This window comes from Luteimonas sp. Soil_N_1 (assembly GCF_057656255.1).
This window is the reverse complement of record NZ_JBDGKS010000001.1, coordinates 538,324-551,486: the sequence shown is the minus strand read 5'-3', so window position 1 is coordinate 551,486 and position 13,163 is coordinate 538,324. Positions and strand designations below refer to the sequence as shown.

The 13,163-nt window shown below is 69.3% G+C and carries 7 protein-coding genes; 2 read left to right on the top strand and 5 right to left on the bottom strand.

The window, feature by feature from the left end:
- Positions 1–78: 78 nt before the first annotated feature.
- The 4 genes from AC3A4E_RS02570 to AC3A4E_RS02555 form a co-directional block, all read right to left on the bottom strand.
- Positions 79–2,304, bottom strand: a complete 2,226-nt coding sequence (locus AC3A4E_RS02570) for a TonB-dependent receptor (protein WP_487630008.1) — start codon at positions 2,302–2,304, stop codon at positions 79–81.
- 258 nt (positions 2,305–2,562) lie between these two features.
- Complete coding sequence (locus AC3A4E_RS02565; protein WP_487630007.1) at positions 2,563–3,462, bottom strand: LysR family transcriptional regulator; 900 nt, start codon at positions 3,460–3,462, stop codon at positions 2,563–2,565.
- Positions 3,463–3,610: 148 nt separating this feature from the next.
- Entirely contained in the window at positions 3,611–6,088 is a 2,478-nt protein-coding gene (locus AC3A4E_RS02560) for a sodium:solute symporter family protein (protein ID WP_487630006.1), read from the bottom strand.
- On the bottom strand, positions 6,085–6,963 hold the full coding sequence (locus tag AC3A4E_RS02555; RefSeq protein ID WP_487630005.1) for an HpcH/HpaI aldolase/citrate lyase family protein: 879 nt from the start codon (positions 6,961–6,963) through the stop codon (positions 6,085–6,087). The genes AC3A4E_RS02560 and AC3A4E_RS02555 overlap by 4 nt, the downstream gene beginning before the upstream one ends.
- Positions 6,964–7,225: 262 nt before the next feature.
- Here AC3A4E_RS02555 and AC3A4E_RS02550 point away from each other — a divergent pair, with 262 nt between their 5' ends.
- On the top strand, positions 7,226–7,957 hold the full coding sequence (locus AC3A4E_RS02550) for a response regulator transcription factor (RefSeq protein WP_487630004.1): 732 nt from the start codon (positions 7,226–7,228) through the stop codon (positions 7,955–7,957).
- A 56-nt stretch (positions 7,958–8,013) separates the two neighbouring features.
- On the opposite strand, the gene AC3A4E_RS02545 is transcribed toward AC3A4E_RS02550, so the two are convergent.
- Positions 8,014–9,378, bottom strand: a complete 1,365-nt coding sequence (locus AC3A4E_RS02545; protein ID WP_487630003.1) for a sensor histidine kinase — start codon at positions 9,376–9,378, stop codon at positions 8,014–8,016.
- Between the two features lie 162 nt (positions 9,379–9,540).
- Here AC3A4E_RS02545 and AC3A4E_RS02540 point away from each other — a divergent pair, with 162 nt between their 5' ends.
- A complete protein-coding gene (locus tag AC3A4E_RS02540; protein WP_487630002.1) occupies positions 9,541–13,122 on the top strand; it encodes a YadA-like family protein in 3,582 nt (1,193 codons plus the stop codon).
- The last annotated feature ends 41 nt before the right edge of the window (positions 13,123–13,163 follow it).

Here is a 13,163-nt window from a genome sequence, read left to right as displayed (position 1 = left end):
TGCTGCCTGCACCTGCATCTCCCGCATCCCGCACGCAGGCCCCGCACCACGCGGGGCCATCTCATCCGATCGCATCGATCAGAACGTGATCGTGTGCGTCAACGACACCATCCGCCCGCGACCGGCCCAGTAGTTCTGGAAGCCCGGCACCTGCGACCAGCTGAGGATGTACTGCTTGTCCAACAGGTTCTCGATGCCGACCGTCAGCTTGCCGTAGCGGCCGGTGTCGACGTTCACGCCCAGATCGAACAGCGTATAGCCCTCGGTGTTCTCGACGTAGCTGAAGCTGCGGTTGTCGAAGCTGCGCACGTCGCTGCCGGACAGGTCGCGATCGAGCAGCGTGGTCGCGCCCAGCGTGACGTCCGCCGTCGGGATGAACTTCCAGGTGACCGACAGCGCGATCTTGTCCGGATTGACGTCGAGCACGCCCAGCGGCTTGTTCAGTTCGCCGGCGTTGTAGTCGCCGTTGGGCGCCGACGACCAGAACGCGGTCTTGCCGCGGATCCGCGAGTAGATACCGGACACCTTCCACTGTTCGTTGAAGCGGAACTCGCCGTTGGCCTCGAAGCCCTTGATGCGCACCGGCGCACGCGCCAGAACGAAATCGTTGGTGACCGGATCGATCGACAGCGAGGTGCCGAACGGCGAGCGCGAGTCGTAGTACGACGCGCCGAACGACGCATCGGTGCCGGCCCAGTTGAAGCCCACTTCGCGGTTGGTGACGATGATCGGGTCGAGATCGGCGATGCGGTCGACCGACTGGTTCGGCACGCTGATGTTGCGCAGCGGAATGCCGATGTTCGCCAGACCGAAGCCTTCACCGTAGCTGACGAAGGTGGAGAAGTCATCGGTGACGCGCCAGATCGCGCCGATGTTCTTCATCGTCTCCGAGTATTCCAGGCCACCACCCTGCACGAACACGCTGTTGCGGAACGGCGTGGTGGTGTAGCTGTCGACGTCGAGCTTGCCGTCCTCGTGACGCACACCGCCGCTGACGGTGACCGGACCGATGTCCCAGCTCAGCTGCGCGTACGGCGCGAGGCTCGAGTACTGCATCGGCGGCACCCACAGGCGATCGGTGATCGCGAGCCGCTGCGCGGCCTCGTCCTCGACCAGGTCCACGCCCGTGCGCAGCTGCAGGCCTTCGACCGAGAACAGGTCGCCCCGCGTCCACGAGGTGCGCAGGCCGCGCTTCTTCGACACGATCTCGGACTGGTCGAAGATGCGGTCGGCTTCGTTGAAGTTGTCGTCCACCTTGACCAGCTGGCGGTCATCACCGTCCTCGGGCAGATAGCGCATCGCCTGGTCGGCCCAGTAGATGTCGGCGGTGAACGTGCCGCCGAACAGGTCGCCGTGGCTGTAGTTCACGGCCGCCTGGCGGAAATCGTTGATCTCGGCGAGTGCGCCGGCGATCGCGCCGCGCTCGGAGGTATTGGTGGTCGGCACCGGGCAATCGACGGGATCCGGGCGGCAGCCTTCCACCTGGATGTAGTTCGCCTTGCCTTCGATCTTGAAGTCGCTGTAGCTGAACTGCAGACGCTGTTCCAGACTTTCGCCGAAGTTCCAACCGCCCTTGAAGTACAGATTGCGCGCTTCGGAATCCGACACCGAACCGCTGGTGTTCATGCCGATGCGGCGACCGTTGCCGTCATAGGAAATGCCACGGTCGATGTACGACGCGCTGGCCAGCATGTCGAAGGCATCGCCCTTGTAGGCGTGGTTCAGGCCGACCTTCCAGCCGCTGCTGTCGGTGCCGAACTGCGTCGAGTAACGCGTGGTCAGCTGGGTCTCGTGACCCTCGACCGTCGGCACCTTGGAGATGTAGTTGATGATGCCGCCCGCGGCGCCGATGCCTTCCGATGCCGACGGTCCGTTGATCACCTCGATGCGGCCGACCAGACCCATGTCGGTGAACGTGCCGTTGCGTCCGCCCTCGCGCAGCGGCGAGCCCTGCGGAATGCCGTCGAACAGACGCAGTGCGATGCGCCCGCGCAGCGTCTCGCCGGTGTTGCTCATCGCCTGCGAGGACTCGGCGTAACCGGGCACGGTGCGCGCGAGCACGGCGGTCGCGTCCTCGGTGATCGCCAGCGTGTGCGCGACCTGCTCCTGCGATACCAGGCTGATCGCGCCGGGAATCTTGTCGATCGACGTCGCCACGCGCGTGCCGGTGACGACCATGCGGTCGAGGGTCTTGGCATCGCGACGGGCATCGTCGGCGGTGGCGCTGTCGGCCTGCTGCGCGTGTCCGGCGCCGGCGGCGGCCAGCAGGATGCAACCGATCGCGGCGGAAAGCGGCTTGATCATGGTGTGTTCTCTTCGGGCTGTGCGATGCGTGGGCCCCCGGTGACGGGGTGCGGACGGCCGGTGGACGTGGTGTTGCGATCGCATTGGGCTGCGGCAGGACGGGTTCGCATGGAACGGCGCCTCCCCACGCGCGTTTCCGGTACGTTGGCGCGAAGACTAGGTGCGCGTGCGATGCGGATGAACCGCCTGCACGTATGTTCAAACGACAGTTTTTATTGCCTGCGATCGCACAAAATGTTTGCTGCTATGCAGCATTAATCACTCGCGCAATGCGGCCTCGTCGACATGGCGCCGTGCGGTCGCCCGGCACTCCTCGCGCAGGGCCGCCACGAGCCGGCTGCGGACGCTGGCATTCGACCAGACGATGCCGATGCGACGCGGCTCCGCAGGCTCCGGCAGCGGGATGCGCGCGAGCCGCACACCGGCCGGCCAGGGCTGCGCCCAGTCGGGCACCAGTGACACGCCGAGCCCGCGATCGACCATCACCGCGATCGCATTGAGCGCGTTGAGTTCGAAGCGCTCGCGCGGCGTGATGCCGACGCGGCGCAGGTAATCGTCGGCCTGCCGGCCGCCCCACTGGTGGCGGTCGTAGCGGATCAGCGGTTCGCTCGACAGCAGTTCGTGCGGATCGCGATGCGCCATGTGCTGCGGCGCCAGCACCACCAGCGGCTCCTCGCGCAGCACTTCCCAGTTGCAGGTCTTGGGCAGCGCGAACGGCGCCTGCAGCACGATCGCCGCGTCGAGATTGCCCTGCTCCACTTCGGTGTAGAGCTCGGCCGAGTAACCGGGTTTGATGAAGACGTTGATCTGCGGCAGCGTGGTGACCATGCGCGCGAGCACGTCTGGCAGCATGCCGGCGAGCGCGGTCGGGCAGGCGCCCAGACGCAGTTCGCCGGCGACCGCGCGGTCATTGGCGACGCTGCGCAGGTCGGACACGTCGCGCAGCAGGTCGCGCGTGCGCTGCAGGATGCGCGCGCCTTCCTCGGTCACGCAGACCGTGCGCCCGGCACGTGCGATCAGGCCGACGCCGAGTTCGCGTTCCAGGGTGCGGATCTGCTGGGCGACCGCCGCCGGGGTGATGTTGAGAAAGCGCGCCGCGGCCGCCATCGAACCGCGGTCGACGACGTTGACGAAGGTGTAGAGGAACAGCGTGTCCAAATGTCATCTCCGTGCGGGCGGCACGCGCTCCTTCGCGTGACCTGGCGGTGCGCGCGGGGCCGTCGAGGGACGGCCTTGGACCGGGCGTGGCGCGACAGTAGCCCGGCCCGCGGCGCCGCGCCCCTGCCGGACGGCAGGGGTCGGGCGATCAGGTGGCTTCGAGCGCCGGCTTGCGGTCGTGGATGGTCAGGCCTTCGAGCGAGCGCTGCGTCGGCGGGAACAGCAGGCTCGCCAGGTAACCGATCACGATGCACAACATGATCGAGATGCCGAGATAGAAGTACGGGTGCACCAGATTGAACGACCACGCCAGCGTGGTCAGCACGATCGCCGCGCCGATACCGATCGCCACACCCTGCGAATTCGCGCGCCGGGTGAACATGCCCAGCGTGTAGGCGCCGGCGAAACCACCGCCCAGCAGCCCGGCCAGTTCGATCGACACGTCGAACAGCGAGTGGATGTCGAAGCGCGACAGCAGCAGCGCCAGGCCCATGCCGATCAGGCCGACGACGACGGTCATCCACTCGGCGAAACGCACGCTGCCGCGCTCGGTCGGCGTCTTCGCGAGGCGATCGTAGAAGTCCACCGACAGCAGCGTGGCGACACTGTTGATGATGCTCGACAGCGTCGACATCGCCGCGGCGAAGATGCCGGCGATGATCAGGCCGGTCACACCGACCGGCAGTTCGGCGGCGATGAAGAGCGGGAAGGTCGCGTCGATCGGCAGCAGCGGATCGAGCCGCTCGGGATTCTGCCGGTAGTACATCCACAGCGCGGTGCCGATGGAATAGAACACGAAGCCGCCGGGGATCATGATCGCGGCGAACACCCAGATCGAGCGGCCGGCTTCCTTGTCGGACTTGGTCGCCAGCGAGCGCTGCATCAGCACCTGGTCCTTGGGGAAGGTCAGCACGACGTCGAACACGACGAGGAAGATGAAGCCCCAGACCGTCGCCTTGGTCAGATCGAAACTGAAATCGAGCAGCTTGGTCTTCTCCTGCACGGCGACCGCTTCGCGCACCGCGTCGAGATCGCTGCCCAGCGACATCAGGATGAAGATGATCGCGAAGATCGCGCCGCCCATCTTCACGAACACCTGCACGAAGTCGGTCCACACCACCGCGCGCATGCCGCCCATCACCGTGTAGATGATGGTGAAGCCGCCCATGATCATGATGCTCCAGACCACATCGATGCCGGTGATCGTCGCGATCGCCAGCGCCGGCAGGAACAGGATCACGCTGAGCCGGCTGCCGATCTGCATCAGGATCGCCAGCGCACTGGCGAGCATGCGGATCGCCGGGTGGAAGCGCGTTTCCAGATACGAGAACACCGACATCAGATCCAGCCGGCGCAGCAGCGGCACGATCCACACCGCGACGAACATCAGGCCCAGCACCGCGACCAGATTGTTGGTCAGGTACTGCCAGTTGGTCTCGTAGGCCTTGGCGGGAATCGCGATGAAACTGATCGAACTGGTGTTGGTCGCGTAGAGGCTCACGCCCGCGGCCCAGAACGGAATGCTGCGGCCGCCCATGAAGAATTCCGCTTCCGACCCCTTCTGGCCGCGCAGATAGAAGTAGCCGCCGATGCCGAGCATCGCGACCAGATAGACCACGATCACCAGCCAGTCGATCCAGTGCAGCAGATGCTGGCCCGAGCGCAGGGTTTCGCTGTGCAGGCGCAGCTGCGCGCCGTCGCCGTCGGCCCACAACAGGCCGTTGCGCCAGCCGGTGGCCAGACGCGGATTGCCCGCAAGCGTCGCGGGCAGCGCTGCCCACGAATCGGTGATCGTATGGAACAGCCGCAGGTCCGCCGCCGCGTCCGGCGCGCTGCGCACGAGGTACAGGATGTGCGCCTGGCCGATGGACCGGGCGACGCCCGCCTGCACCGCGCCCGGCATGCGGCCGCGATCGCTCCAGCCGCCATCGGCGACCCAGCGGCGCATGTGGCCATCGGCGCTGGTCAGGTACAGGCCCGCGCGTTGCGCGGCCAGCGTCACCGGCGCGGCGCCGCCCGGCCAGACGTCCATCGTCTGCCAGGTCGCGATGGTGGAGGCGCCGGCCTGCGCGAGCGTCATCAGACGCGGGCTGCCGTCGGCGGCAACACCGGCCACGTAGAGCGTGTCGCCCAGTATCGCGGCCTGCGGTTGCTGCAGGGGTTCGGGCAGTGCAGCCAGCGGCTGTGCGACTAGGGTCTCGCCGCGCCACGCCAGCGTGACCGGGCGCGTGACGCTGCCGTCCGGCGCGGGCAGCAGAAACGCGCGTCCGCCACCGGTCGCGCTCGACACGACCGGCGCGCCTGCAAGCGCGTCGGGCAATGCGACCGGACGCCAGGCGCTGCCGTCCTGCGCGAGCACCCAGGCGCCATCCGCGGCGAGCACCAGCGGCCGGTCGTCGAGCACGAACAGCGCCTGCACGTTCGCGGTGGCCGGCAATGCCGGCAGGTCGCGACCGTCGACGGCGGTCAGACTGTCGGCCTGCGCGGCCAGCGGCGCGAGCAGCGACAGACACAGCAGGGTCGCGGTCTGCAGCAGACGGCGCAGGAACGGATTCGGCATGCGGGTGATTCCGGTGTCGGGCGTGCGCGCGGTCTCGCGGCGTGCGGTCGGGGCGCGGAGACTCATGTGGGCGATGCAGCGTCGGCGCGTGCGTCGCGATCGGCCTGGGCCAGCACCCGTTCGGCGCGGCGCAGATAAGGCGCATCGATCATGCGACCGTCGACGACGCAGACCACGCGTCCTTCGCGGCGTGCGTCGGCAGCGCCGTCGACGATGCGCTGTGCGCGGGCCAGCTCGTCGGCGTCGACGGCGAACACCGCGTGCGCCAGCGGCACCTGGCGCGGGTGGATGCAGCTCTTGCCGACGAAGCCCAGTTGCCGCGCGAGTTGTGCTTCGCGCTCGAAGCCTGCGTCGTCGCCGAGATCGGCCCACGCACCGTCGCAGGCGAACACACCGGCTTCGGCTGCGGCCAGCGCGACCTGCAGCATCACCGCCTGTACGTGCGCCGGCACGCGATGGATACCGCCGGGTTCGAACAGGTCACCGAGTCCCAGCTGCAGACCGGCCACGCGCGGATGTGCGCTGGCGATCGCCGCCGCGTTGCGCAGCGCACGCGGGGTCTCGATGTTGAGCAGCAGTCCGGCCGACGGCGCGAGCCCGAGCGCAGCTTCCTGCGCTTCGATCCGCGCGACCGCCGCGCGCACGTCGTCGGCGCTGTCGGTCTTGGGCAGATTGATCAGATCGGGTGCGGCCGGCAGCACGGCGGCGAGGTCGGCATCGTATTCGGGCGAGTCCGGCGCATTGATACGGACGATCGCCAGTGGCGCGCCCGCGCCGCGCGTCTGCGCCTGCAGGAATGCGGCGACATTGGCGCGCGCTTCGGCCTTGCGCGCGTCGGCGACGGCGTCCTCCAGATCGAACGAGACCGCATCGGCCAGGCCGTTCCAGGCCTTGCCGAACAGGTCCGGGCGCACGCCCGGCACGAACAGTTTGCTGCGCATCGGCCCTCCCGAGTTGCGGAAAGCAGTGTGCGCGAAGGACACCGCGGAAAAAGTCGCCGCCGCGGGTTTCAGACGATAGTTTTCCTGCGGTGTCGGATCTTCTGTCACTGCACGGCGTACGCCCGTGTCCTGCTGTCGCGTGCGTCCGTGTGCTTGCCAGCACGCGGACACGGGCACAAGCTGATGGCGTTGAAAGGGTGGCCGATCCGGCCCGCCCGCAGTCCGGACCTTCACCATCGCACCGCCCGTCACACCGCCGTCCATGACCAACGATCCGCCGCCAGAGCATGCCGGCGCCGACCGTCCGCTCTGCGTCGCCCTGCTCGAAGACGACGATGTCCTGCGCGACCGCGTGCTGGTGCCCGGGCTGCGCCGGCATGGCCTCGACGTACGTCCGCTGCGTACCGCCGCCGCGCTCGCGGCGCTGTTGCCGCAGGCGCCGGTCGACATCGTGGTGCTCGACATCGGCCTGCCCGACAGCGACGGCTTCACCGTCACCCAGTCGCTGCAGGCCGCGCATCCGGGGCTGGGCATCGTGATCCTCAGTGGGCGTGGCGAACCGCCCGACCGGCTGCGCGGCCTGAGCGGCGGCGCGGATGCCTATCTGGTCAAGCCGGTCGAGATCGACATCCTCGCCGCGACGATCTTCAGCCTCGCGCGGCGCCTGTCGCGTGCGCCGCAGGTCGCCGAAGAGGGTTGGCAACTGCAACCCGACGGCTGGTGTCTGTTCGCGCCGAACGGCCAGTCGATGGCGCTGACCGGGTCCGAGCGCCACGTGCTGCAGACGCTGTGGGCGCAGCGCGATCAGCTGGTGACCCGCGAGGCCATGCTCGACGCCGCGCCCGGTCGTGCGCGCGATGAAAGCGGCGCCGATCCGCACCGGCTCGACGTGCTGCTGCACCGCCTGCGCCGCAAGGTGCTCGATCGTACCGGACTGGCGCTGCCGCTGGATGCGGTGCGTGGTGAGGGCTACGTGCTGCGCCCCGGCGGCTGAGCCGCTCTGCTGCGCTTGCCAGCTGACGGCGCTCGCGACGGCCCTTGAATGGGTTCTCAGGCCACGCGCGGCAATTGCAGCGTGAAGCGCGTGCCGCGATCGGGCGCGCTGTCGACGGTCAGCGTTCCGCCTGCTTCCTGCGCCATCTCGCGCGCCACTGCGAGACCCAGGCCCGTGCCTTCGCCAGCTGGCTTGGTGGTGAAGAACGGTTCGAAGGCCTGACGCATCACCTCGGGCGGCATCCCCTGGCCGGTGTCGGTGACGACGATGCGCGCCCAGCCGTCGCCGGTGTCGCGCAGGGTGACGCCGAAGCGACCGCCGCCGGGCATCGCATCGCGCGCGTTGGCGGCGAAGTTGAGCATCACCAGATCCAGCTGGCTGCGATCGAGGAACACCGGTACCCGCGTGTCGGGCAGATCGAGCACGACGTCGACGCGGCCGTCGAACAGCTGCCGCAGCATCGGCACCAGATCGGCGAGCGCCTGCGCCGCGTCGAAGCGCGCCGGCACCGCGAGTTCGCGCCGGCTGAAGCTCAGCAGCTTGCGGCTGAGCGCGATGCCGCGCTGCGCCGCGATTTCGATACCTTCGAGTGCATCGCCCATGCGACGCGCATCGGGCTCGGGATCGAAATCGAGTTCCTCCAGGCGATGCCGCTCGGCGGTGTAGCCGACGATCGCGCCGAGCACGTTGTTGAAGTCGTGCGACACGCCGCTGGCCAGATGGCCGACCGATTCGATCTTCTGCATATGCAGCATGCGTTCGCGCATGCGCTCGCGCTCGATCATCTGCTCGCGCAGCTGCTGCGCGCTGCGCTGCGCTTTCCACAGGGTTTCGCGCAGAGCGGCGACGGTGCGGTCGAGCACGATGGCGATCATCAGGTAACTGAAAGCCAGCGACGGCAGGTTCTGGAACGCGCTGTCAGTGCGCGCCGGGCCGAGTCCCCACGGGCTGGCCATGCCGAGCGCGAACACGACCGGAATGCAGGCGTAGACGATCCACAGCGCGCGCCGCCCGATCACCAGCGCGGCCGTGGTCAGCATCACCATCGGATACGGATCGAAGGCCTGCAGCTGGTAGCCGAACGCGATGTTCGCCGCGACCGCGCAACTCATCAGGATCGTCAGGAATGCGGCGATGCCTTGGCGCAGGCGACCGCGACGGATCATCCAGACCGCGAAGAACGCCGCGCCGGCAATCGCGACATCGGTGCCGAGATCCACGAACAGCCGCGGCCCGGTCATCGAGATGTGCCCGCTGAGCAGGTGATAGCCCTTGTTGAGCGGGATCTCGAAGCCGAGGAACAGCAGCAGCACCTGCAGCGCGGGCGCGTTGCGGCGATCGACGGGGTCGGAGATCGGCACCCGGCGCAGCCATGCCGCCAGGCGACGGCCGGGGGCGACGAGGGGCGACGCGTGCGACATGGGGATGACGTGTCCCGGGGCGACGCCCCGACTGCAGATGAGAGTCGAGTGTAAGTCGGAGGAGAGTTCCGGTGCATTGAGCGACCGCCATGGCAACGGCTTAGATCGGGGACCCAGCGCCTGTCACGGCGCCGTCATCCCGCCGCAACCGGAAGCCAGACGATGTCCACGCCGCGCACTCCTTCTTCCCGCCCTAATGCCCGGCGCACGCTGCGTCCCGGCCTGCTGTCGGCGGCCCTGCTGCTCGCCCTGTCGGGTCATGCCATCGCCGCGCCACAGGCAGCGCCCGCGCCCGTCGCGAGCGCCGCGTCCGACGCAGCGCCCACCGACGACGCGCGCGACACCGCAACGTCCGAGGCCACCGATCCCGACGCTGATGCCGATGCCGATGTGAATGCAACCGAGTACGACCGCGTCGTCGCGGCCTATTCGCTGGATGCGGCCGCGTATTACTTCGCCGTCAACGGCGCACAGGACGGCAGCGACGATGCCAGCGCCACCGGCGCGCGTTCGGTCGCAGCCGGTCCGCGCGCCGATGCGAGCGGCGGCGATGCCGTCGCCATCGGCAGTCGCGCACGCTCCACCAATTCGGCGTCCATCGCCATGGGCGACAGCTCGCTCGCCAGCGCCACCGGCGCGATCGCCATCGGCGGCACGTTCTTCGGCAGCGACTTCGGCGAGTCCGATGGCGCGCAGGCCACCGGTTTCGGTGCGATCGCGCTGGGCGCGGCGACCGAAGCCAGCGGCGGCACGTCGACGGCGCTCGGCTGGTCGTCGCGTGCGACCGGCAGCGACGCCGTTGCTGTGGGTGCAACCGCGTATGCGGAAGCCGCCGGCGCGATCGCGATGGGCCGCGCGGCAACGGCCAACGAAATCGAAGCCGTCGCCATCGGCTACGGCGCCCGTGCAACCAATTTCGGCGCGATGAGCCTGGGCGCCTACGCAAACGCCAGCGGCTTCGCGGCGCTGGCCTTCGGCAGCGACGCACGCGCGCCGGGTGACGGCGGCATCGCAATGGGCGACGGCGCACTCGCGGCCGGCCAGCAGAGCGTCGCGATCGGCGCGAGCAACGGCGGCGTGCCGACCCAGGCCAACGGCCTCGGCAGCACGACCGTCGGCGCGGCCTCGTGGGCGCTGTCGGATTACGCGACCGCGCTTGGCTTCGACAGCCATGCGGATGCGACCCGCAGCCTCGCCGCGGGCGCCAATGCGCTCGCGCTCGCCAATGAAGCCAGCGCACTCGGCGCCGGCAGCTACGCCAGCGGCGAATACGCCACGGCGGTTGGCGCAACATCGGCGGCCTACGGCGTCGGTGCGACCGCGCTCGGCAACGGCGCCTTTGCGCTGGAAGCAGGCAGCCTCGCGCTTGGATACAACGCCGCCGCGACCGGAATCAACAGCGTCGCGCTCGGCGCGGCCTCGTCGGCGGATCGCGACAACGTCGTGTCGATCGGCAGCGTCGATGGCGAACGCCAGCTGGTGAATCTCGCCGATGGCGTGGATGCGACCGACGCCGTCAACAAGCGCCAGCTCGACGCGGTGATCGCCGCGGGCAGCGAAGCACAGGCCTACTTCTCCGCCAATGGCGCGGGTGACGGCAGCGATGTCGCCAGCGCCGCAGGCGCACGTTCCATCGCGGCCGGTCCGCGCGCCGATGCGAGCGGCGGCGATGCCGTCGCCATCGGCAGTCGCGCACGCTCGACCAGCGCGGCCGCCATCGCCATGGGCGACGGTTCGCTCGCCAGCGCCACCGGCGCGATCGCCATCGGCGGCACGTTCTTCGGCAGCGAGTTCGGCGAGTCCGACGGCGCGCAGAGCACCGGCTTCGGATCGATCGCACTGGGTGCGGCGACGACGGCCACCGGCGGCACGTCGACGGCGCTGGGCTGGTCCTCGCGTGCGACCGGCAACGATGCCGTGGCGGTCGGCGCGACTGCGTTCTCCGACGCCGATGGCGCGATCGCCATCGGCCGTGCAGCGACGACAACTGAGATCGAAGCCATCGCGATCGGCTACGGCGCGCAGGCCAGCAACTTCGGCGCGACCAGCCTGGGCGCATACGCAAACGCAACGGGCTTCGCAGCGCTGGCACTCGGCAGCGACGCGCGCGCAACGGGCAACGGCGGCATCGCGATGGGCGACGGCGCACTCGCCGCCGGCCAGCAGAGCGTGGCGATCGGCGCGAGCAACGGCGGTGTGCCGACCCAGGCCAATGGCCTCGGCAGCACCACCGTCGGCGCGGCCTCGTGGGCGCTGTCGGATTACGCGACTGCGCTCGGCTTCGACAGCCACGCAGATGCAACGCGCAGCCTCGCGGCCGGTGCGAATGCGCTGGCACTCGCCAGCGAAGCCAGCGCACTCGGCGCCGGCAGCTACGCCAGCGGCGAATACGCCACGGCGGTCGGCGCGACCTCGGCGGCCTACGGCGTCGGCGCGACCGCGCTCGGCAGTGGCGCGTTCGCGCTGGAAGCCGGCAGCCTCGCACTCGGTTACAACGCCACTGCGACCGGCATCAACAGCGTCGCGCTGGGCGCGTCGTCGGTATCGGATCGCGACAACGTGGTGTCTATCGGCGACGTCGGCAGCGAGCGTCAGCTGGTCAACGTGGCCGACGGCGTGCTCGCGACCGATGCGGTCAACAAGGGCCAGCTCGACACCGCGATCGCGACCGTCGGCGGCGACGTCGGCGTGCTCGATGCGGCGGCAGTGAAGTACGACGACATCGCCAGCAAGGACGCGGTGACGTTCGCCGGCACAGGCGGCACCACGCTGCGCAACGTCGCTGATGGTGCACTCGCGGCCGGCAGTCTGGACGCGGTCAACGGCGGCCAGGTGTTCGGCGTCGGCACCGCGTTCGCGCAGGCGCTGGGCGGCGGTGCGGCGATGACGGCAACCGGCTTCACCGGTCCGTCGTACACGATCCAGGGCAGCAGCTTCGGCTCGGCCGGCGATGCCTTCGGCGCCGTCGACCGCCAGTTCGATGCGATCCGCGCACGCTTCGATGCGATCGGGACCGGCGGCGTGCCGGTCGGCACCGGCGATGGTCTGGCGATCGGCACCGGCAGCGTCGCCACCACGCCGAGCAGCACCGCGGTCGGCAGCGATGCGCAGGCCAGCAGCGGCGGCACCGCGATCGGTGCGGGTGCGGTCGCGAGCGCCGATGGTTCGGTGGCGATCGGCCAGGGTTCGGTCGCCGATGCGGCGAACACGGTATCGGTGGGCAGCGCGGGCAACCAGCGCCGCGTCACCAACGTTGCAGACGGTGTGGCCGTGAGCGATGCGGCGACGGTCGGCCAGGTGCAGAGCAGCGCCACCGCCAGCCGCACCTACGCCGATGCCGGCGACACCCGCACGCTGGCCGACGCGAAGGCGCATGCCACCGCAGGCGACACTGCCACGCTCAACAGCGCGCGCAGCTACACCGACGACGTGTTCGCACGCGCGCTCAACCGCAGCGATTTCGACGCCTTCCGCAGCAGCGTCGACGACCGCTTCCAGCGGGTCGATCGTCGCGTCGACAAGATCGGCGCGATGGGCACGGCGATGTCGCAGATGGCGGTCAACAGCGCAGGCCTGTCCGGCGCCAACCGCATCGGCGTCGGCATCGGCCAGCAGGGCGGCGAAGAAGCGCTGGCGATCGGCTACCAGCGCGCGTTCCGCGACAACCGCGCCAGCGTGTCGATCGGCGGCTCGATGTCCGGCTCCGAAAGTTCGGTCGGCGTCGGCGGCGGCTTCAGCTGGTAACGACAGGCACCTCTTTTCTTCCATCCCTTCTTCCAGGAATC